This is a genomic window from Bradyrhizobium sp. FW305-F6 (genome assembly GCF_058782905.1).
In genome coordinates, this window is the sequence record NZ_JBYSYD010000004.1 from 410,417 (window position 1) to 430,061 (window position 19,645).

Here is a 19,645-nt window from a genome sequence, read left to right on the forward strand (position 1 = left end):
TTCACTGTTCTCGGCGCCAAAAGCCGCAAATATGCGGGAAAAGGCGCCGAACCGGGTGAAGATCAGAGCTATTCTTAATGAAATTCTCGCGACCCGGCGGAAATAAAGTGCTCAAACGAGGCGACCGAAGGGAAAGAAATTGCCGAGGACGTCCGCATGGCAGCGGATTCATTAATGATGCGCCCAGTTCGGCTGCAAATGCCGGTTTGACCGGCATCAATTGCATCCGAAACGAGGTTGATTATTGGTCTCAATGGCGTAGATCACACACGCGAAATCCTCCGCCATGGCAATGGTGCCCGCTCCAAAGTCTGGGGCCGGGTAATCCTTTTGCCCTAAAACCGCAAATATTCGGAATATCGAAAATCATGAGCGCGTTTTACCGAGAGAAGGTTCTTTCCGTCCACCACTGGACCGACACGCTGTTCAGCTTCCGCGCCACGCGCGATACCGGCTTCCGCTTCCAGAACGGGCAGTTCGCCATGATCGGCCTCGAGGTCGATGGCCGTCCGCTGCTGCGCGCCTACAGCATGGCGAGCGCCAACCACGAGGAAGAGCTCGAGTTCTTCTCGATCAAGGTCCAGGACGGCCCGCTCACCTCGCGCCTCCAGAAGATCAAGGAAGGTGACACCATCCTGGTCGGCCGCAAGGCGACCGGCACGCTGATCACCGACAATCTGATTCCCGGCAAGCGGCTGATGCTGTTGTCGACCGGGACGGGCCTTGCGCCCTTCGCCAGCCTGATCAAGGACCCCGAAGTCTACGAGCAGTTCGAAACGATCGTGCTGGTGCATGGCTGCCGCCAGGTCTCCGAGCTCGCCTATGGCGAGAAGCTGGTCGCGACCTTGCGCGAGGACGAGTTGTTCGGCGAACTGCTCGCCGACAAGCTGGTCTATTACCCGACGGTGACCCGCGAGCCCTTCAGGAACCGCGGCCGCATCACCGACCTCATCAGCTCGGAGCAGATCTTCGACGACATCGGGCAAGGCCCGCTCGACATCGCAACCGACCGCATCATGATGTGCGGCAGCCCGGCGATGCTGGAAGAATTGAAGCAGATGTTCGAAGGCCGCGACTTCATCGAAGGCTCCGGCAACAAGCCCGGCCATTTCGTGATCGAGAAGGCGTTCGTCGAGCGCTGAGCGCCGCTTGGTGGCCGGGACGCATCTGTCGTTTGCTGCGGTCGCGGGAAGCGATCGCTGATGCGCAGCCGCGGTTTCCTGCCACCGGAAGCCCACGGTCTTTGCCAGAGGCAACTCGAGGGCACGCGCTGCTGGTGCTTGGGCAGCGAAGTCAGAACATGCCGTTCGGATTGGCGGCATGCTCGGGAATGATCTGCAGGACATCCCAATGTTCGACGATCCTTCCCCGATCATCCAATCGGAAAATATCGATTCCCGCGTAGTCGTGGTCTCCAGGCCAGTGTTGGAAGCAATGGAGAACGACGCAGTCGTTCTCTGCCACGACGCGCTTTATCTCGACCCTTTTTCCCGGCCACTCGCGAGCCATGCGCTCGAAATAGTCGATGAAGCCCTTCCTTCCGGTGGCCACATGCGGATTGTGCTGGATGTACTCGTCGCCAACGAAGCGCGCGACGGCTTCGGCGGGCCGGCACGCGTTGAACATCAACTCGTAGAAGGCGATCACATTCGCCTTGTTGCGTTCGAGGTCATGCACGACAGTCTCCTTTGCGAGATCACCGGCGGGAGCCACTGGTGCGGTCAGAAGGATGGTCCGCATCGTCGCCCGCCCGGGCGGCTCGTTCCCTAATCGACCGAGTTTCAGCCAGGGATGCGGGCAATGACCTTGATCTCGAAGTCGAAGCCCGCGAGCCAGTTGACGCCGATCGCCGTCCAATTCGGATAGGGCTCTTCCGGAAAGACCTCGCTCTTGACGGCCATGATCGTCGCAAATTGATTTTCGGGATCGGTGTGAAAGGTCGTCACGTCGACGATATCGTCAAGCCCGCATCCACCCGCCTTCAGCGTCGCCTCCAGATTCGCAAATGCCAGGCGGACCTGAGCCTCGAAATCCGGCTCGGGCGAGCCATCGCTGCGACTGCCGACCTGGCCGGACACGAACAGGAGATCCCCCGATCTGATCGCCGCGGAATAGGTGTGCGACTTATAGAGGTCATGCCGGCCGGCGGGGAAAACGGCATCGCGCTTGCTCATGAGGGATTCTCCTGTTGCGAGTCATTGAAGCCGCACCAGCCAGCGAAATGGCCGTCGCGCTGTCTCTTCGGTGCGAAGGGTTAGTTATGAAGGCCGTTTGTCAGTTGTGTGCCTGGCGCTTGAAGAAATAGTGCAGCACGAAATGTCCAGGCGACACCACGGCAACAAGCTCCCATCCTTCGGATCCCAGCCGGCTGAAATCGTCGGGGCCCAAGGTTCTTTCGAGCACGAGATATTCCCACCGCATGGTCGTCTCCAATTGTTCCTGAGACGTCTTCGGGCGGGCGGTGGGCCGCCTCCATCGCCATTGGGCAATATCCGCCGACTGCCATGTGCTCGGCACGCTACCGTCTCGACGAGAGATGGGACGATTTAAATGGAACGCAAGAGTATCGACGTGCACGGCAGGCGGCATCGACTGGTTCGCCGCATCCTGCCCGATCCATTCGCCGAAGGCATGCGATCCGGAGGCTTGTCGCCGATGCTGGAACGACATTGTGAGCGTGCCAGGGCCTTGAATACTCGCCCGGCTCACCTTGGCCTCTCTATTGCATCGCAAAACCCGTCCATCGGGCTGATTGATTTGTATCGGTCGAATTCGCTAGCCTGAAACAACGGCCGCGTCATATCCGTATGACAGGCGAGGGCGTATTGTGGCGCCTGCTGGCGAGAGGATCGGATCGTGGCCGAGGACAACAAGACGCATGCATCCCCCAAACGCCTGCCGCTGGCGGAGGAGGGGATCATGGAAACCCTGCTGCTGCCGTTCTCGCCGCGCTTCGTCGTGCTGACGATCTGCGCGGTCGTGACCGCGCTCCTGATCGGCATCGGCATCGCCGACGGCAAGATCTTCGACATCCTGCTGATTCCGATCCTCATCTTCGGCGCGCTGACGCTGCTTGGTGTCCGCGATCTCCTGCAGAAGAGTCACGCGGTGCTGCGCAACTATCCGATCTCGGCGCATATCCGATTCCTGCTCGAAGAGATCCGCCCCGAGATGCGGCAATACTTCTTCGAGAGCGAGAAGGACGGCATGCCGTTCTCGCGTGATACCCGCGCGGTGGTCTATCAGCGCGCCAAGATGGAGCTGGACAAGCGTCCGTTCGGCACCCAGGAGGACGTCTACCGCGAGGGTTACGAGTGGATGCACCATTCGGTCTCGCCGAAGGCACATGCCACGGAGAGATTTCGTGTCGTCATCGGTGGACCGGATTGCGCAAGACCCTATTCGGCCTCGGTGTTCAACATTTCGGCGATGAGTTTCGGCGCGCTCAGCCCGAACGCGGTGCGGGCATTGAACGCCGGCGCCAGGAAGGGCGGCTTCGCGCACGACACCGGCGAGGGCGGCGTCAGCCCCTATCACCGCGAGATGGGCGGCGACATCATCTGGGAGATCGGCTCGGGCTATTTCGGCTGTCGCCATCTCGACGGCAGCTTCGATCCCGAAGCGTTTGCGCGCGTCGCCGGCGACGACCAGATCAAGATGGTCGAGCTCAAGATCAGCCAGGGCGCAAAGCCCGGCCATGGCGGCGTGCTGCCGGCGGCCAAGGTCTCGGAGGAGATTGCCAAGATTCGTGGCGTCGCCATGGGCGAGGATTGTATCTCGCCAGCCTCGCACCGCGCGTTCTCGACGCCGGTTGGCATGATGCAGTTCATCGCCGAGATGCGGCGCCTGTCCGGCGGCAAGCCGGCCGGATTCAAGCTCTGTATCGGGCATCCCTGGGAATTCCTGGCGATCTGCAAAGCGATGCTTCAGACCGGCATTTATCCCGACTTCATCGTCGTCGACGGCAATGAGGGCGGCACCGGTGCTGCGCCGCTGGAGTTCATGGATCATTTGGGCATGCCGATGCGCGAGGGCGTCAATTTCGTCCACAACGCACTCATCGGCATTAATGCGCGCGACCGCATCAAGATCGGCGCGTCCGGCAAGATCGCGACTGCCTTCGACATGGCGCGCGCGATGGCGATCGGCGCCGACTATTGCAACTCCGCGCGCGGCTTCATGTTCTCGCTCGGCTGCATCCAGTCGCTGAGCTGTCACACCGACCGCTGCCCGACCGGCGTTGCGACGCAGGACCCGACGCGTGCGCGTGCGCTCTACGTGCCGCTCAAGATCGACCGCGTGGCCAATTATCACCACGCGACGCTGCACTCGCTCACCGAACTGATCGCTGCCGCCGGCCTCGAGCATCCGCAGCAGCTGCGACCGATCCATTTCAGCCAACGAACGTCGACGACCCAGGTGAAGTCCTTCGCGCAGCTCTATCGGGAGCTGCGCCCGGGCGAGCTGCTCGAAGGCACTGAAGACCCGCGCTTTCGCGACGCCTGGAAGATGGCGCGCGCGGAGACGTTCGCACCCGCGCCGTAGGATTCCGGTCGCAGAAATTCGTCGCGATTGCGGCCGGCACTTAACGTCTGTTTCAGCTTAGGGTGTAAATTGCGCCCATGGATGAGCGACGCAGCAAGGCGAGGCACCGCGTGCTGAAGGCCGGAACCATCGCGTTCGGCGGCGGCGTTATCGACTGCACCGTTCGCAATCTTTCCGATCATGGCGCCGCACTCGACGTCTCCAGCCCCATCGGCATCCCCGAGCATTTCACCTTGTTCGTCCAGGCCGACGGGACGCACCTGTCCTGCACCGTGGTCTGGCGCAAAGAAAAGCGCATCGGGGTGAGGTTCGGGTAGAGTTAGGAGTTCATCGCGCACTTTCGCCTCAAACTCCGCTGTCATCCCGGGGCGCGACGAAGTCGCGAGCCCGGGACCCATAACCCCAGGGAGACGTGCGACGCGAGCTGGCGACTCCGAGTCGCCAAACTCCTCCCTTTGGTTATGGGTCCCGGATCGGCGCGCGCTTTTGGCGCGCTTGTCCGGGACGACAGGTGAGACTGAAGGCTTGCGCTATCGCTCAATTCACCCCGTCTCGACCTCGCTCAACCGGCTCGCCAAAATCTTGTCGATCCTCCGCCCGTCGAGGTCGATCACCTCGATGTGCCAACCGGCGAAATCGAAGGCGTCGCCGACATTGGGCAGCATGCTGAATTGTTGCAGCACCAGGCCTGCCACGGTGTTGTAGCGATGCGGCGGCAGCTCGATGCCGAGCAGATCGCCGAACTCGTCGGCCGGCATCCAGCCGGAGATCAGCAGCGAACCGTCGTCGCGTTTGATGAAGGCCGGCTCGGGCGGTCCCGCCTCCGAATGGAAGGCTCCGACGATGGATTCGAGGATGTCGGCCGCCGTCACCATGCCTTCGAAAGCGCCGTATTCGTCGTAGACGAGACCGACGTGGACGGGCGCCGCTTTCAGGATGGTCAGCACGTCGCGCGCATCTGCCGATGCGGGGATGCCGGGTGCTTCGCGCACCAGCGCGCGTAGATCGGGTTCGCGCTCGTTCATATAGGCGACTAGCAGGTCCTTGGCCTGGAGCACGCCGATCGGCTTGTCGCGATCGCCGTCGGAAACGGGAAAGCGCGAATGCGGGCTGTTCGCGATGACGTCGCGGATGACCTCCGCATCATCGTTCAAATCAATCTCGTCGACCTCCGTGCGCGGCGTCATGACCGCGCCGACGGGCCGGTCGCCGAGCCGCATCACGCCGGCGATCATCTCCTTCTCGCCGGGCTCGAGGACGCCCGCATTCTCGGCCTCGCTGACGAGGTGATGAATCTCGTCTTCCGAGACCTTCTCGTCGGCTTTGCCGCCGCGGCCGAGCAGCGTGAGGATCAGCTTGCCGGAGAGGTCGAGCAGAAACACCAGCGGCAGCGATACCTTCGCGAGCACGTGCATCGCGGGGGCGACCCGCACCGCGATGCTTTCAGGGTCGCGCAGCGCGACCTGTTTCGGCACCAGCTCGCCGACGATCAAGGTGGCATAGGTGATGAGCGTGACCACGATGCCGACGCCGACGATGTCGGCAAGCCCTGGAGAGAGGCCAAGCTCGAGCAGCCATTGCGTCAGCCGCTGCCCCAGCGTCGCGCCCGAGAACGCTCCGGAGAGCACGCCGACGAGCGTGATACCGATCTGCACCGTCGAGAGGAACTTGCCGGGGTCGGCCGCCAGCGTTAGCGCCCGCTCCGCGCCGCGCACCCCCTTGGCCGCGAGCAGCGACAGCCTCGCCGGACGCGACGAGACCACGGCGAGCTCGGACATGGAGAGCAGGCCGTTGATGACGATCAGCACGACGACGATAGCGAGTTCGAGTGAGAGCATTGAGGTTCCGGAGGTATGCCAGTGTGGCCGTTCGCACGGCAAGCCATGGATATAGGTATTGCATAAGGGACCGCTGCCGATTTCTTCGCCTCAATCCACGCGTTGCATGGTTTCCCGGCCCCCGCGACGACCTGACACTCCGCGGAACTACGGAGGTTGCTTAACGAGCCCTTAGTGGCCGCAGGCTAGGTTTCGACATTGCGGAAATTTATTCCAGGGGATTGAGCATGCGGATCGGGAAGCTTTTCGCGCTGTCGATGCTGACGGTGACGGTGTTTGCGGTCATCCTCGGCGCCGAGGTGCTGATACCGCAGGCGCGCATTTTCGCGAACCGCTCAGATGCGATCAAGACGGTCGATGCCTTCGGCGCGACGCTGATGGCAAGCCAGCACGTCGCCAGCCTTCGCGCTCCCTATATCGGACCGATCTTCCAGGAAGGCGCCGCGACCCAGGCGCAACTCGACGTTGCCACCAAGGCTACGAAAGCGGCCGAGGCAGGCTTCGAGGCCGCAAGGCGCGCGGTGGTGGTGCTGGATGACGGCAGCGCAATTGCTGAAAATCTCAACCGTGCTGTGCGGCGGCTGAAAGACATCACCGCTGCGGCCGATCGTGCGATGAGCGTTCCCCTCGCGACGCGCGACAGCGCGGCGACGAAGGGCTTCCTGCCCGGTGTTGCCGAGGTCCTCGCCAATCTCGAACCCGTCATGAACCGGCTCGAGGCGAAGGTGATCAACGCCGACTCCTCGCTTGCGGCGCTGCTCAACCTGGCGCGGACGGCGCAGGATCTGCGCGTGTCGGCCGGCAGCCGTGCGGCCACGCTGTCGCCTGCGCTCTCCGCGCGCCGCCCACTCACCGCAGCTGAACTGACGCTGATGGACCGCATGCAGGGACGCGTCGAGGCCGATCGAGAGCGCATCGAGGCCGGCGTCGACCAGCTTGGAAATCCCACCCGCATCGCCGCCGCGCTGAAGGCGGCAACGGAATCATATTTCGGGCAAGCAGCGGTTGCCGTGGACAAGGAGCTTCCTGCAGCCCGGAGCGACGGCAAGTACGGCGCTACGGCGGACGACCTCGCGAAGGTCATCGTGCCGGCGATTCAGATGTTCTACGGCGTGCGCGACGCCGCGTTGGCGGAAGCAGCCGACCGCGCCTCCGCCGCGCGCGACGGCGCGCTGGCGATGCTCGCGCTCGCCGGCGTCGTCGTGACGGCGCTGCTCGGGACTCTCGCTGGCGTGACCATCATGTTGCGCAGGCGCGTCGTGACTCCGCTTGCGAAGCTCGCGGACGTGATCGGGGTTCTCGCCGCCGGACGGCACGAGGTCGAGATCCCGGCAACGGGCCGCAACGACGAGATCGGCCAGGTCGCGGGCTCCCTCCAGCACTTCAAGGATTCGCTGCTCGCCAAGAAAGCTGCCGACGAGGCCGCGGCGGCCGAAGCGGACGCGAAGCTCAAGCGCAGCCAGCGCATGGACCAGATCGCGCGCGAATTCGAGGCCCTGATCGGCGACGTCGTCAACACCGTCTCGACGGCGTCCTCCGAGCTGGAAGCGTCGGCGGGAACGCTGACGAGCACGGCCGACCAGTCCGAGAAGGTCACCGCGACCGTCGCGGCCGCTTCCGAGCAGGCCTCCACCAACGTGCAGACCGTCGCCGCCGCGGCCGAGGAAATGGCCTCGTCGGTCGACGAGATCGGCCGCCAGGTCCAGGATTCCGCGCGCATCGCCGGCGAGGCCGTACAGCAGGCGGTGCGGACCAACGATCATGTCGGCGAGCTCGCCAGGGCCGCAGGCCGGATCGGCGACGTCGTCGAGCTCATCAGCCAGATCGCGGGCCAGACCAATCTTCTGGCGCTCAACGCCACCATCGAGGCGGCGCGCGCCGGCGAGGCCGGACGGGGCTTCGCCGTCGTCGCCTCCGAGGTCAAGGCGCTGGCCGAGCAGACCGCCAAGGCTACCGGCGAGATCAGCCAGCAGATCTCCGGCATCCAGGCCGCCACCGAGGATTCCGTCGGCGCCATCAAGTCGATCAGCGACACCATCTCCCGCATGTCCGAGATTGCCTCCGCGATCGCCGCGGCGGTCGAGGAGCAGGGCGCGGCAACGCGCGAAATTTCCCGCAACGTGCAGCAGGCGGCGCGCGGCACCCAGCAAGTCTCCGCCAGCATCGTCGACGTGCAACGCGGCGCGAGCCAGACCGGATCGGCCTCTTCCAATGTGCTCGCTTCGGCGCGGTCGCTGTCCGGCGAGAGCAGCCGCCTCAAGGTCGAGGTCGGAAAATTCCTGAACGCGATCCGCGCGGCGTAGCGGGCGGCGGACACGCCGTCTTCAGAACTCGGCGTGCAGGCGGCCCGAGAAGATCGAGACCGGCCCACGGTCGGCGTTATAGGCCGGGTTCGTGATGAACTGGTAATCGAACGTCATCGTGGTCCAGTAATTGAGCTTCCAGGCATAGTAGGCTTCGAGGATGCGTTCCGGACTGTAGTTGAGCCGCCCGTCGCCGATCAGCAGCCCGGTGCCGCCGGCGGCAAGAAAGTCGCGATGCGCGTCGGAAAGCCCGTTCACGGCGCCGCCGATGCCGATCGTGTCGTCAGGTCGCCCCCAATGGCTGCCCTTGATCGACAGGCCGCCCGATACGCTGCGGTCGATGTCGGTGAAGGACAGGATCTGGTTCTGGCCGTCATTCCAGCTTGCGCGCGCGAACAGCCCGACGTCCTTGACGATCTGCTGCTCGAGGTTGACGTAAAAGCCGTACTTCGAACGGTCGCGCTGGTTGGCGATGGTGATGTCGTTGATGTCGAGCGCAGGGTTGGCAGCGGCGATCGCGACCACCTGGCGGTAATTGGCAGTATTGCCGCTATTGTAGAACGTACCGACCCGCAGCTTGCCGGGTTGGTCGAAGATTGAATGGCGCTCTTCGAACTCGACCACGGCGCCGCCGGTCTTGAAGACCAGCACGTCGCTGTTGGGCGCATCGGGGACCTGGAACAGCCCGGCGCGCACAGCCCAGTCCTTGCGGTTGAGCTCGACCACGGCGCCGCGGGTGTAGCCCGGCAGGTCGGCGGGGAAATCGTAGGCGGCCGACGACCACATCGCCCAGTTCATGAAGTCGGCGCGCGGGTCCTTGGCGTAGGCATTGCCGTCGAAGAAGTCGCCGACGGCGAAGCGACCGACGATCAGCGTGACTCGATCGACGTCACGCTTGCCCGCGAGCTGGTTCGGGGCGTCGGGCACTTCCTCCTGCTCGCCGCCGAGGCCGAAGGTCTGCCTCAAATAGTAACGCTGTGCACGGATCTTCGGGAATGGCGCGCCGGCTTTCTGCGCCTCGCCGTTCGAGAAGCCGGCGAGACCGAGCGTGCCGTTGATGCCGAAGCCCTGCGCCAGTTCCGGATTGAAATAGAACTCGCCGCCATCCCACAGCCGCGCCCCGAGGAAGGCCGTCGTCGTCCAGGTCGCCTGAAACTGGCCGCTGCCGGGAAGGCTCAGCGGGCTTGCATAAGGCGAGCGGATCGGCCCGTAGCCCTGCGGTAGCACGGTGGTTTGGGCGTGGACGTTCCAGTCGCCGGACTCCGGCAGTTTCGTCTTGCCTGTGACCGGCGCCATCCAGGGCGTGTCGCCGAAGTTATAGTTGAGGCCGAGCTTGAACAGATGAATGCGCGGATCGACGTCCACGTTGGCCATTCCGAAATTGCCGAGATCGTAGGTCCGGCGCGACAGGGCGACATAGTCGTATTCTGCCTTCGCGCTCCAATTGCCGCTGACGGCGAATTCAAGGCCAAGTCCCGCCGTCCATCCGGTCTGGTATTGGCCGACCGGAGAACGCTCGGTGACGCCATCGGCGTCGTTGACGTTGATATGCGTGTGACCCCAAGCGAAGCCACCGGTAACGAACGGCATGAAGCGATCGAAGGCATAACCCAAACGGCCGCGCACGGTGCCGACATAGTCGAGCGTGGTATTGAATGGAGCCGGTGCGCGCTCGTGCGCGGGAAAATCGAGCGGAGCGGTGAACATGGAATCCGCTTCGATGCCGAGAACAAAACCGTTCGCAAGCTGGCGGTTGTAGCCGAGCTGGTAGCCGCCGGTCAGGCCGGTGGCGCTGTGCGGCAGGCCCGAGCCCTGCAAGGCCAGCGGGTTGGTGCCCGGTCCGAAGCCGGCGTCGCCATAGCCGAAATGACCGCCCACATAAAAGCCGGTCCAGTCATAGACAGTTTTCGCGGCGCGCGCCTTCAGCGGCAGATCGGCGGCCAAGCTTGAACAGGGCACAGTCAGCACGCCTGCGGCGATAACCGCGGTCGTTCGCAAGTAGCGGTGTCGGTGATCTCTCAACGCCAAAGCGCACGTCCCCACGCGCATCTACCCACCCGCCGCGATATGCCTGCCGATTCGCGGCGTCCCGTCATAAGGTCTCGGCCCTTCATGCCATCGGGCGAGAGGGTCTTCGATCCGCGTGGCTTAAATCCCAAGCTCCTGCATTGCAACCCTTATTGCGATTGATTCGCAATCTCGGGCGACCGGCCTCTTCTGCAGCTGATGCTTCGCATTGCTTTGTGACGGTGGTGCAACAACGCCCTCTCCCAGAAATGAATGACCCCGCCCGGGGGGACGCCGGGCGGGGTCGGGGGCACGACACGGGGTGGATGAGGCGCCCGTGCCGGACGCGGGATCCACGAGAGATCGGCCTCAGCTACGCGGGATCAGTAGCAGGTGCGAACGCGGCCGATGTACTGGCCGAAGGCGTTGTACTCGGCGACCCAGCCGCAGCGGTGATAGCCGCGGTAATAGGGATCGTTGCTGGCGGCGATCGCCGAGCCGACGACGGCGGCGGTGGCGATGCCGGCACCGACACCCCAGACCCAGGCGGGCTGCTTGGCTTCGGCCGAAGAGGTGGTGGACACCATCGTGCCGGTGACGGCGAGGAGGGCGAGCGCTGCGGCGGCAATCTTGGTCTTGATCGACATGTGAAACTCCATCCGGGTTGAGGCGGTCCGTTGTGGTCCGCGTGCCCCATTGGACGGAGGCTCCTCGTGTCCGGTTCGAATGCGGTAGATGCGCATTCGCAGCTAAGTCTTTTACCGAATGAATCCAGGACGATATTGGCTAGCCGAGGGGGCCTTTGGCGAGCCTGTTCACGTCGAAGTTATCGACCTCGCTCAGCAGCTCGCAAAAGGCGCGCGCGCCCTGATCGAGCAGCCGCTCACCCTTGGCGGGTTCGGCCAAGGTCGCATTGCCGACCGCGCCGCTGGGGTTGAGATCCTGCGCCTGCCAGGCGAATGGCGCGGGACGCTGCGTCGATATCCAGCGATATTGCTGCTCGATGGCGAGGCTGCTTGCTGCGAAATCCGCGATCGCATCCATGCGCACCTGGTCGGGATGGCGCGCCAGCATGATCGAGGTCTCGACCGCGCCGCCGTGAATGCCATGGCGCACCTCGTCGGCCGGGAATAGCCCGTCCGCACCCGACAGCCGCGACCACGAGGTCGTCACCACGAACATTTTCCGGTATGCGCGAAGATTCTGCGCCACCAGCATCATGGCCGCGCTGTTGCCGCCATGGCTGGTGACGATGACCAGCTTCGTCACGCCGCGCCGCGCGACGTCCTCGCCAATATCCGTCCATCGTTTCAGCGCAACGTCGGTCGGCAGCGTCTGCGTGCCCGGATAGTCGATATGCTCGGTGGAAATCCCGATCGGCTCGACGGGGAGGAAGCTGGCTGGGACGGAGGCCGGCAACAGCTTGCGCACGCGCTCCAGATAGGCCTCCGCGATCAGCACGTCGGTCGTCACAGGTAGATGCGGGCCATGCTGCTCGGTCGCCGCCAGCGGCAGCACCGCGATCCAGCGCGACACCTCCGCCGGGCCCGCATGAGCCCAGTCGATGTCGGTCCAGTCGCGGGGCGGCGTCATCAAGGTTTCCTTGCCCGAATTTGTCACGTAATTTGGGGTATCAGGGGACGCGGGCCCGGCCGGCTCGCGTCCCCTGACGTCATGCGGTTTTATCGCGTTGACTTCACTCGGACCAGACACGATTGGGCCAGCCACGATCCCACGGAGTGACATCATGACCCCATCTCATCTGCGGCGAGCGCTCATCGCAGGCGTATTGGCCGTTGCCGCCTCCTTGGCGCCGGCACAGGCCGAAACGCTGGACAAGGTCACCTTCGGCACCAATTGGGTGGCCGAGGCCGAGCATGGCGGCTTCTTCCAGGCGGTCGCCGACGGCACCTACAAGAAGTACGGCCTCGACGTCACCATCGTCCCCGGCGGTCCCAACGAGAACAACCGCATGCTTCTGATCGCCGGCAAGATCGATTTCTTCATGGCCGCGAACACGCTGATGTCGTTCGATGCGGTCGCCAACAACGTTCCCGTCGTCACCATCGCGGCGATCTTCCAGAAGGATCCGCAGGTCATGCTGACCCATCCGGACGCGAAGGTCGCCAAGATCGAGGATCTCAAGCCGCTGACCCTGTTCGTCTCCAAGGAGGGCATGACCAGCTATTTCCAGTGGCTGAAGTCCGAATACGGCTTCGGCGAGAAGAACGTGCGCCCCTATAATTTCAATCCGCAGCCCTTCATCGCCAACCCGAAGAGCGCGATGCAAGGTTATGTCACCTCCGAGCCATTCGCGGTCGAGAAGGCCGCCGGCTTCAAGCCGAACGTGCTGCTGCTCGCCGATTACGGCTTCAACACCTATTCCACCCTGATCGAGACCCGCCGCGACATTGTCGAGAAGAAGCCCGATCTGGTCCAGCGCTTCGTCGATGCCTCCATGATCGGCTGGTACAATTACATCTATCGCGACAATTCCGCCGGCAACGCGCTCATCAAGAAGCTCAATCCGGAGATGACCGACGATTTGCTCGCCTATTCCGTCGTCAAGATGAAGGAGCACGGCATCGTCGATTCCGGCGACAGCCTGAAGAACGGCATCGGCGCCATGAGCGACGAGCGCTATGGCTCCTTCTTCAACAAGATGGTCAAGGCCGGCGTGGTCAAGGCGGATCTCGACTTCCGCAAATCCTACACGCTGCGCTTCGTCAACAAGGGCGTCGGCCTCGAGCTGCGCCCGAACAAGCCGTAGCGCATGCAGAGCTTTGGCACGTCGGTACGGCTGGTGCCCACCTCTCCCGAAGGGAGAGGTCGCATCGCATCGCCAGATGCGATGCGGGTGAGGGGTTACGCTCTCTCGTCGGACCCGCGGCCCCTCACCCGGCGCTACGCGCCGACCTCTCCCCGTCGGGGAGAGGTGAAGAGCGCGGCCCGACCGAGGCCCGCAACACCCAGCCAGCGATGATCGAGCACTCAACGTCATCCGCCGCCGACACCGGCCTGACGCGTCTCGCCGTCAGCCTGCGCGGCGTGACGAAAACTTACGACAACGGCGTCATGGCGCTCGGCCCGTTCGACCTCGCTGTCCGCAAGGGCGAATTCATTTCGCTGCTGGGACCTTCCGGCTGCGGCAAGTCGACGGTGCTGCGGCTGATCGCAGAGCTCAGCGCGCCGACTTCGGGCACGGTGCGGGTGGCGCGGCACCAGGCCGAAATGCAGCCGGGGCACGGCATCGGCTTCGTGTTCCAGGAGCCGACGCTGATGCCTTGGGTCAATATCCGCGAGAACGTGCGGCTGCCGCTGAAACTCGGCGGCATCGCAAAGGCCGAAGGGCGCAGCCGCGCCGACGCGGCGCTCGCAAGGGTCGGACTCGCCGAGTTTGCCGATGCCTATCCGCGCGAGCTGTCCGGCGGCATGAAGATGCGGGTGTCGCTGGCCCGCGCGCTCGTCACCGATCCGGATATCCTCTTGATGGACGAGCCGTTCGCCGCGCTCGACGAGATCACCCGCTTCCGCCTCAACAACGATCTGCTCGCGCTGTGGCGGTCCTTGCGCAAGACCGTCATCTTCGTCACCCATTCGGTGTTCGAATCCGTCTATCTGTCGCAGCGGGTCGTCGTCATGACGGGGCGGCCCGGCCGCACCCAGGCCGATATCCGCATCGAGACGGTCGAGCCGCGCGGGGAGGAGTTTCGCACCTCCACGGACTATTCCGATTATTGCCGGCGGGTCTCGGCCGCGCTGGCGCCGTCCTATTCGGGGCAGTCGACGCTATGAACGCGCAAGCCCCTGTGGTCACGAGACGGTCCGGCGCGCAACGCGCGATGCGTTTCGTGCTGCCCGTCATGGTGTTCGCGGCCGGTCTCATCGCCTGGGAACTCCTGGTTCGCCTCAGGGACATCCCGCCCTATGTGCTGCCGGCGCCGTCCGTGATCGTCCTGACGCTGATCAAGGACTGGGCGGTGCTGTCGCAATCGCTCGCTACCACGCTTCTCACAACGCTCGAAGGCTTTGCCGCTGCCAGCATCGGCGGCATCGCGTTGGCGCTGTTGTTCAACCAGTCGAAATGGGTGGAATATTCGCTGTTCCCCTATGCGGTCGTGCTTCAGGTGACGCCGGTCATCGCGATCGCGCCGCTGCTTCTGATCTATCTGGAGCAGCAGACCGCGGTCGTGGTCTGCGCCTTCATCGTTGCCTTCTTCCCGGTGCTGTCGAACACCACGCTCGGGCTCAATTCGGTCGATCGCAATCTCGCCGGCCTGTTCCAGCTCTATGGCGCTTCGCCGCAACAGACGCTGCGCTTTCTCAAGCTGCCCGCGGCGTTGCCCTACATCCTCGGCGGCCTGCGCATTGCCGGTGGGCTGTCGCTGATCGGTGCCGTCGTGGCCGAGATCGCGGCGGGAACAGCCGGCGCCGGCTCCGGGCTCGCCTACAGAATCGCGGAATCAGGCTACCGCTTGAACATACCCCGCATGTTCGCGGCGCTGCTGTTGTTGTCGCTGGCCGGGATTGTCATCTATGGGGTGCTGGCGCTAGTTTCCCACCTCGTTTTACGGCGCTGGCACGAAAGCGCGCTTGGAAAGGACAATTGATGGCTGCCGGTTCGATTTCGTCCGAGAAGATCGACCTCCTGATCTATGGGCCGGTGAGGCCGATCCTCGAGAACGGGTTTTCCGATCATTTCGTCGTGCACAAGGCCGAGACGCGCGGCGATCTCGAACGGCTGACGCCGGCCATCCGCGACAAGATCCGCGGCGTCGCGGTGACCTATCACACGGTCCGTGCGGACAAGGATTCGCTGTCGCAGCTGCCCAAGATCGAGATGGTGGCGAGCTTCGGCGTCGGCTACGACCACATCGATGCCAAATACGCGGCCGAGCACGGCATCGTCGTCACCAACACGCCGGACGTGCTGACCGAGGAGGTCGCCGACGTCGCCATGGGCCTCTTGATCGCCACCTTGCGCGAATTCATCAAGGCCGACCGCTACGTCCGCTCCGGGCTGTGGCAGACCCAGAACTATCCACTCAGCGTCGGCTCGCTGCGCGACCGCAAGGTCGGCATCGTCGGCATGGGCCGGATCGGCCAGGCCATCGCGCGCCGGCTCGATGCCTCGCTGGTGCCTGTCGTCTATCACTCGCGCAATCCGTCCAAGGACGTCTCCTACAAGCACTATCCCGATCTGATCGAGATGGCGAAGGCGGTGGACACGCTGATGGTGATCGTGCCCGGCGGCGCCGCTACGAACAAGATGATCAATGAAGAGGTGCTGAAGGCGCTCGGTCCGCGCGGAGTTCTCGTCAACGTCGCGCGCGGCTCGGTGGTGGATGAGCCCGCGCTGGTCCAGGCGCTGAAGTCGGGCACCATTCTCGCCGCCGGTCTCGACGTGTTCGCGGCCGAGCCGAACGTGCCTGACGAGCTCAAGACCATGCAGAACGTCGTGCTGCTGCCGCATATCGGCTCGGCCTCGGTGGTGACGCGCAACGCCATGGACCAGCTCGTGGTCGATAATCTCAAGGCATGGTTCGCCGGCAAGGCGCCGCTGACCCCGGTCGCGGAAACGCCGGTCAAGGGACGCTGATGACCGCCCTTCGGGCCTTCGCATTCGCCGTCGCGGCCTCTTTGGCCGCAATCGGCGCCGCGCACGCGCAGGATGCGACGAGCCTGAAGAAGCAAATGCCCGGACAATGGGAGCTGTCGACCACCGAGCGCAGCAAGACCTGCGTCGTCACGCTGAAGGCGGACGCCGCTGGCCAGGGTTTTAAGCTGGAGCTGGAGCCGGCCTGCAAGACCGCGCTGCCCTTCACCAGGGACATCGTGGCCTGGAATGTCAGGGGCCTCGACATCGTCCGCCTGCAGGATGCGGCCGGTGAAGCCGTGATCGACTTCACCGAGGTCGAGACCGGTATCTTCGAGGGCCTGCGCCAGGGCGAGGGGGTCTACATCCTGCAGGACCTCGCCGCCGCCCGCTCGATGGCGAAGTCGATGGACCAGATGATCGGCGACTGGTCGATGGTGCGGGGCAACGGCCAGCCGGTGTGCGGGCTGACGCTGACCAACACCGAGGCCGACGCTGACAATTTCCAAGTCTTCCTCAAGCCGCGATGCGACGCGGCCGTCGCGCAGTTCAACCCGACGCAATGGCGCCTCGAGCGCGGCCAGATCATCCTGATGTCGAAATCAGGCGAAGCCTGGCAGTTCGAGGCCGACGACCACGCCCAATGGCGCCGCGTCCCCGACACCGCCGATCCGTTGATCATGCTGCGGCAGTAGGTGAGGGGTCCGGTACCGTCCCGGCAACCGGAGCGGTAGGGGGCTGTTAGCGGACATGCGCGGGCTCGATCCGAGAGGGAACCGGCAGTCGTTCAGCGATATTGTTGCGGATCGATCGGATACACGTTGGCGTCAAGTTGCATCAGTTGACTGCGCGCGCGTGGACGATCTCGCGCGCCTCGACCGGTCGCACGTCGGACGCGTCGAGAGTGACAACGGCAACCGTATCCCCCGACAGCGTCGTAAACTCCACCTCGAAGGCTTCGCCTTCTTGATGCACCAGCACGACGGTGCCCACGTCACCGGCGGTTAGCCGTTCCGAAGGCACATCTCGCTTCAATACGACAAGGTCCAATTCATTGATCATTGATACTAAATCCTCCTCGGGACCAAGGTCACCAAGCGTGGGACGTTTTCCTGAGGCTCCACGAACCATACCACACGGACGATCGGAGTACGACCCTGCGGGGTCTCCAACGGGCCGTCGATCTCGTATTTAGTTCCAAACAGCGATCGATGTGACTTGGTGATGTCGTTTGCCCTGGCGTGCGCGACGATGGCATCGCGCAAGAGAGGCCAGTTCTGGACACTGAAACCGAACCCTTCGAGGAAACGAGCCTTTGCGCGGCCGCCGGGGTGGTTTGCGTTTAACAAATACCTCACGATCTTCGCCTCCGGGACGACAACACGGTCAAAATCAGGGAGGCGTGGCATGTCCTGATTCTCAAACGTGTCCGGTGTATCCCATGACGGGCGTTTATCTCGCGCCTATATCAACCGCATCCCGCGCAGACTCGCATGCCCGTTCTTGCCGACGATGATATGGTCGTGAACGGCGATCCCCAGCGGCTTGGCAATATCGATGATCGCCTTGGTCATCTGGATGTCGGCCTGCGAGGGCGAGGGATCGCCGGAGGGGTGATTATGGACGAGGATCAGCGCGGTCGCCGACAATTCCAGCGCGCGCTTGATCACCTCGCGCGGATAGACCGGGGTGTGGTCGACCGTGCCGGTCTGCTGCACCTCGTCGGCGATCAGCTGGTTGCGCTTGTCCAGGAACAGCAGGCGGAATTGCTCCTTCTCGGCAAACGCCATGCTGGTACGGCAATAGTCGATCACCTCGTTCCAGGACGATAGCGCGTTGCGGCTGTTGACCCCGCCCTTGGCGACGCGATGCGCGCAAGCTGCGATCAGCTTGAGCTGGTTGATCGCAGCCTCTCCGACACCGTCGACCTCGCGCAGGCGCGCCACCGGCGCATGCACCACTTCGGCGAAGGAGCCGAAAATCTTGATCAGCGTCTTCGCCAGCGGCTTGGTGTCTCGCCGCGGCAGCGCCGGAAACAGTGCCATCTCGAGCAGCTCGTAGTCGCTCAGCGCATCCGCGCCCGCGCTGTAGAAGCGCTCGCGCAGCCGCTCGCGATGGCCGTGATAGTGCGGCGTGTCGGCGGCTGGATTGTCTGGCTGGTCGGTCTTGCGGGGCATCGGCACAAGCATGCCGCGCCCGGCGGTTTTTGCAACTCTGAAGTGTCGGGCGACGACCCGGCAGAGCTAAAGAAAAAGCGCCGCGCGAACACGGCGCCTTCGTATCACGGCGTTGGGCGCGATCAGGCCTTGACGGCGGCGAAGGCGTAGCCGTTGCCGTCCTTGGCCAGCGTGCCGACGTTCGGGAAGCCGAAATGATAGCCGGCGATCATGCCCTTTTCCGCGATCACACGGTCGAAGAAGGCGCGCCGCGTGGCTTCCGCCTTCGGTCCGTCGCTGTCGAAGCCGGAGAACCAGCCGGGATTCCTGACGAACAGCTGGTGGATGCCGGTGACGTCGCTCTGGATGAAGAGCTGCTGCCCGCCGGAGGCCACCAGGAAGGACATGTGGCCGATCGTGTGACCCGGCGTGGCGATGGCCTTGACGCCGGGCACGAGATCGGCGCCGTCGCCATACTGCTTGATGTTCTTCCACGTCGGGAAGGTCGCCTGAATCCGCTTGACGTGGGGGCGGTTGGCTTCGGGCACCTTTTCAACCAGGGCCGCATCGGTCCAGAACTTGTACTCCACTTCGGGCATCATGATTTCCGCGTTCGGAAACACCTGCTCGTTGGTTTCCTTCACCCACAGGCCCGAAATGTGATCGGGATGGAAATGCGAGATCACCACCGTCGACACCGTCGCCGGATCGAGACCGGCCGCCTTCATGTTGCTGGCGAGCTTGCCGACGCTGGCGGGACCGTTGCCGCCGAAGCCGGTGTCGAACAGAACGACCTTGCCGCCGGTCCGGATCGCAGTGACCGTGAAGGGGTTGTCGATCTTGTCGGGTCCGATGCCGGCTGCGGTCAGCGCCTTCTTGACGTCGTCGAGCCCGGCATTCTTGACGATGCCCTCGGTAACCGTCCGCTCGATCGAGCCCTCGTGCAGGCTGAAGACCTCGATGTCACCGACCTTGTACGAGAGGCTCTCGCCGGCGCGCTGCGCAGAGGCGGCATCGATGAAGGACACGGGCCCCTTGAGGCCGAAGACCAGCGCTGCCCCCGTGCTCCCGAGGACCAGATCGCGACGTGAAACCTCGAACATAGTGGTGCTCCCTTTGAGGTGAATCCTCGGAAGGCTGTTGAAGCCCGCGAAGGTTCGACACCGGGATGCCTCGCCTATTCCCTGGCGATTGTCACGC

Annotated in this window: 20 protein-coding genes; 9 read left to right on the forward strand and 11 right to left on the reverse strand. The window is 63.9% G+C overall.

Annotation, left to right across the window (positions count from 1 at the left end):
* Positions 1–368 precede the first annotated feature (368 nt).
* Positions 369–1,142 carry a ferredoxin--NADP reductase gene (locus AC3WLX_RS26440; RefSeq protein WP_492338152.1) on the forward strand — a complete coding sequence of 258 codons (774 nt, stop codon included), beginning with the start codon at positions 369–371 and terminating at the stop codon, positions 1,140–1,142.
* A gap of 151 nt (positions 1,143–1,293) precedes the next feature.
* Here AC3WLX_RS26440 and AC3WLX_RS26445 read toward each other — a convergent pair whose 3' ends face one another.
* The 3 genes from AC3WLX_RS26445 to AC3WLX_RS26455 all read right to left on the reverse strand — a co-directional run bounded on the left by AC3WLX_RS26445 (position 1,294) and on the right by AC3WLX_RS26455 (position 2,670).
* Complete coding sequence (locus tag AC3WLX_RS26445; RefSeq protein WP_492338412.1) at positions 1,294–1,677, reverse strand: nuclear transport factor 2 family protein; 384 nt, start codon at positions 1,675–1,677, stop codon at positions 1,294–1,296.
* Positions 1,678–1,781: 104 nt separating this feature from the next.
* Positions 1,782–2,174: a RidA family protein gene (locus AC3WLX_RS26450; protein ID WP_492338153.1), complete on the reverse strand. Its 393-nt coding sequence runs from the start codon at positions 2,172–2,174 to the stop codon at positions 1,782–1,784.
* Positions 2,175–2,274: 100 nt separating this feature from the next.
* A complete protein-coding gene (locus AC3WLX_RS26455) occupies positions 2,275–2,670 on the reverse strand; it encodes a hypothetical protein (RefSeq protein WP_492338154.1) in 396 nt (131 codons plus the stop codon).
* A 186-nt stretch (positions 2,671–2,856) separates the two neighbouring features.
* Between AC3WLX_RS26455 and AC3WLX_RS26460 the strand changes: the two genes are divergently transcribed.
* Both AC3WLX_RS26460 and AC3WLX_RS26465 read left to right on the forward strand, forming a co-directional pair.
* Entirely contained in the window at positions 2,857–4,545 is a 1,689-nt protein-coding gene (locus tag AC3WLX_RS26460; RefSeq protein WP_492338155.1) for an FMN-binding glutamate synthase family protein, read from the forward strand.
* Between the two features lie 77 nt (positions 4,546–4,622).
* Entirely contained in the window at positions 4,623–4,862 is a 240-nt protein-coding gene (locus AC3WLX_RS26465) for a PilZ domain-containing protein (RefSeq protein WP_492338156.1), read from the forward strand.
* 225 nt (positions 4,863–5,087) lie between these two features.
* Here AC3WLX_RS26465 and AC3WLX_RS26470 read toward each other — a convergent pair whose 3' ends face one another.
* Positions 5,088–6,383, reverse strand: coding sequence for a hemolysin family protein (locus tag AC3WLX_RS26470; RefSeq protein ID WP_492338157.1), 1,296 nt, complete (start codon positions 6,381–6,383; stop codon positions 5,088–5,090).
* Positions 6,384–6,610: 227 nt separating this feature from the next.
* On the opposite strand from AC3WLX_RS26470, the gene AC3WLX_RS26475 reads away from it, so the two are divergent.
* Entirely contained in the window at positions 6,611–8,686 is a 2,076-nt protein-coding gene (locus AC3WLX_RS26475; RefSeq protein ID WP_492338158.1) for a methyl-accepting chemotaxis protein, read from the forward strand.
* A gap of 21 nt (positions 8,687–8,707) precedes the next feature.
* On the opposite strand, the gene AC3WLX_RS26480 is transcribed toward AC3WLX_RS26475, so the two are convergent.
* The 3 genes from AC3WLX_RS26480 to AC3WLX_RS26490 all read right to left on the reverse strand — a co-directional run bounded on the left by AC3WLX_RS26480 (position 8,708) and on the right by AC3WLX_RS26490 (position 12,286).
* The gene (locus AC3WLX_RS26480; RefSeq protein WP_492338159.1) at positions 8,708–10,735 is read right to left on the reverse strand and encodes a carbohydrate porin; all 2,028 of its coding nucleotides are present in this window, start codon (positions 10,733–10,735) and stop codon (positions 8,708–8,710) included.
* Between the two features lie 341 nt (positions 10,736–11,076).
* A complete protein-coding gene (locus AC3WLX_RS26485) occupies positions 11,077–11,340 on the reverse strand; it encodes a hypothetical protein (RefSeq protein ID WP_492338160.1) in 264 nt (87 codons plus the stop codon).
* Positions 11,341–11,479: 139 nt separating this feature from the next.
* Positions 11,480–12,286, reverse strand: coding sequence for a creatininase family protein (locus AC3WLX_RS26490; RefSeq protein WP_492338161.1), 807 nt, complete (start codon positions 12,284–12,286; stop codon positions 11,480–11,482).
* A 154-nt stretch (positions 12,287–12,440) separates the two neighbouring features.
* Between AC3WLX_RS26490 and AC3WLX_RS26495 the strand changes: the two genes are divergently transcribed.
* From AC3WLX_RS26495 to AC3WLX_RS26515, 5 genes are all read left to right on the forward strand, one after another.
* Positions 12,441–13,463 (forward strand): ABC transporter substrate-binding protein, encoded by a 1,023-nt coding sequence (locus AC3WLX_RS26495; RefSeq protein ID WP_492338162.1) that lies wholly within the window; start codon positions 12,441–12,443, stop codon positions 13,461–13,463.
* 209 nt (positions 13,464–13,672) lie between these two features.
* Positions 13,673–14,488, forward strand: coding sequence for an ABC transporter ATP-binding protein (locus tag AC3WLX_RS26500; protein WP_492338163.1), 816 nt, complete (start codon positions 13,673–13,675; stop codon positions 14,486–14,488).
* The gene (locus AC3WLX_RS26505; RefSeq protein WP_492338164.1) at positions 14,485–15,303 is read left to right on the forward strand and encodes an ABC transporter permease; all 819 of its coding nucleotides are present in this window, start codon (positions 14,485–14,487) and stop codon (positions 15,301–15,303) included. Before AC3WLX_RS26500 ends, AC3WLX_RS26505 begins: the two co-directional genes overlap by 4 nt.
* Entirely contained in the window at positions 15,303–16,292 is a 990-nt protein-coding gene (locus AC3WLX_RS26510; RefSeq protein ID WP_291626224.1) for a 2-hydroxyacid dehydrogenase, read from the forward strand. The genes AC3WLX_RS26505 and AC3WLX_RS26510 overlap by 1 nt, the downstream gene beginning before the upstream one ends.
* On the forward strand, positions 16,292–16,984 hold the full coding sequence (locus AC3WLX_RS26515; RefSeq protein ID WP_492338165.1) for an AprI/Inh family metalloprotease inhibitor: 693 nt from the start codon (positions 16,292–16,294) through the stop codon (positions 16,982–16,984). The genes AC3WLX_RS26510 and AC3WLX_RS26515 overlap by 1 nt, the downstream gene beginning before the upstream one ends.
* A 142-nt stretch (positions 16,985–17,126) precedes the next feature.
* Here AC3WLX_RS26515 and AC3WLX_RS26520 read toward each other — a convergent pair whose 3' ends face one another.
* The 4 genes from AC3WLX_RS26520 to AC3WLX_RS26535 all read right to left on the reverse strand — a co-directional run bounded on the left by AC3WLX_RS26520 (position 17,127) and on the right by AC3WLX_RS26535 (position 19,548).
* Complete coding sequence (locus AC3WLX_RS26520; RefSeq protein ID WP_291626220.1) at positions 17,127–17,351, reverse strand: DUF4926 domain-containing protein; 225 nt, start codon at positions 17,349–17,351, stop codon at positions 17,127–17,129.
* 5 nt (positions 17,352–17,356) lie between these two features.
* Complete coding sequence (locus AC3WLX_RS26525; RefSeq protein WP_492338166.1) at positions 17,357–17,698, reverse strand: DUF6883 domain-containing protein; 342 nt, start codon at positions 17,696–17,698, stop codon at positions 17,357–17,359.
* Between the two features lie 54 nt (positions 17,699–17,752).
* Positions 17,753–18,466, reverse strand: a complete 714-nt coding sequence (gene radC / locus AC3WLX_RS26530; protein ID WP_291626218.1) for a RadC family protein — start codon at positions 18,464–18,466, stop codon at positions 17,753–17,755.
* A gap of 122 nt (positions 18,467–18,588) precedes the next feature.
* Positions 18,589–19,548, reverse strand: a complete 960-nt coding sequence (locus AC3WLX_RS26535; RefSeq protein ID WP_291626216.1) for an MBL fold metallo-hydrolase — start codon at positions 19,546–19,548, stop codon at positions 18,589–18,591.
* Positions 19,549–19,645: the final 97 nt, after the last annotated feature.

Coding starts and splice junctions, on each gene's coding strand:
- AC3WLX_RS26470 (WP_492338157.1), bottom strand. CDS start 6,383: ATGCTCTCACTCGAACTCGCTATCGTCGTCGTGCTGATCGTCATCAAC.
- AC3WLX_RS26485 (WP_492338160.1), bottom strand. CDS start 11,340: ATGTCGATCAAGACCAAGATTGCCGCCGCAGCGCTCGCCCTCCTCGCC.
- AC3WLX_RS26515 (WP_492338165.1), top strand. CDS start 16,292: ATGACCGCCCTTCGGGCCTTCGCATTCGCCGTCGCGGCCTCTTTGGCC.
- AC3WLX_RS26525 (WP_492338166.1), bottom strand. CDS start 17,698: ATGCCACGCCTCCCTGATTTTGACCGTGTTGTCGTCCCGGAGGCGAAG.
- AC3WLX_RS26490 (WP_492338161.1), bottom strand. CDS start 12,286: ATGACGCCGCCCCGCGACTGGACCGACATCGACTGGGCTCATGCGGGC.
- AC3WLX_RS26450 (WP_492338153.1), bottom strand. CDS start 2,174: ATGAGCAAGCGCGATGCCGTTTTCCCCGCCGGCCGGCATGACCTCTAT.
- AC3WLX_RS26440 (WP_492338152.1), top strand. CDS start 369: ATGAGCGCGTTTTACCGAGAGAAGGTTCTTTCCGTCCACCACTGGACC.
- AC3WLX_RS26500 (WP_492338163.1), top strand. CDS start 13,673: ATGATCGAGCACTCAACGTCATCCGCCGCCGACACCGGCCTGACGCGT.
- AC3WLX_RS26520 (WP_291626220.1), bottom strand. CDS start 17,351: ATGATCAATGAATTGGACCTTGTCGTATTGAAGCGAGATGTGCCTTCG.
- AC3WLX_RS26465 (WP_492338156.1), top strand. CDS start 4,623: ATGGATGAGCGACGCAGCAAGGCGAGGCACCGCGTGCTGAAGGCCGGA.
- AC3WLX_RS26535 (WP_291626216.1), bottom strand. CDS start 19,548: ATGTTCGAGGTTTCACGTCGCGATCTGGTCCTCGGGAGCACGGGGGCA.
- AC3WLX_RS26475 (WP_492338158.1), top strand. CDS start 6,611: ATGCGGATCGGGAAGCTTTTCGCGCTGTCGATGCTGACGGTGACGGTG.
- radC (WP_291626218.1), bottom strand. CDS start 18,466: ATGCCCCGCAAGACCGACCAGCCAGACAATCCAGCCGCCGACACGCCG.
- AC3WLX_RS26455 (WP_492338154.1), bottom strand. CDS start 2,670: ATGTCGTTCCAGCATCGGCGACAAGCCTCCGGATCGCATGCCTTCGGC.
- AC3WLX_RS26510 (WP_291626224.1), top strand. CDS start 15,303: ATGGCTGCCGGTTCGATTTCGTCCGAGAAGATCGACCTCCTGATCTAT.
- AC3WLX_RS26495 (WP_492338162.1), top strand. CDS start 12,441: ATGACCCCATCTCATCTGCGGCGAGCGCTCATCGCAGGCGTATTGGCC.
- AC3WLX_RS26480 (WP_492338159.1), bottom strand. CDS start 10,735: ATGCGCGTGGGGACGTGCGCTTTGGCGTTGAGAGATCACCGACACCGC.
- AC3WLX_RS26505 (WP_492338164.1), top strand. CDS start 14,485: ATGAACGCGCAAGCCCCTGTGGTCACGAGACGGTCCGGCGCGCAACGC.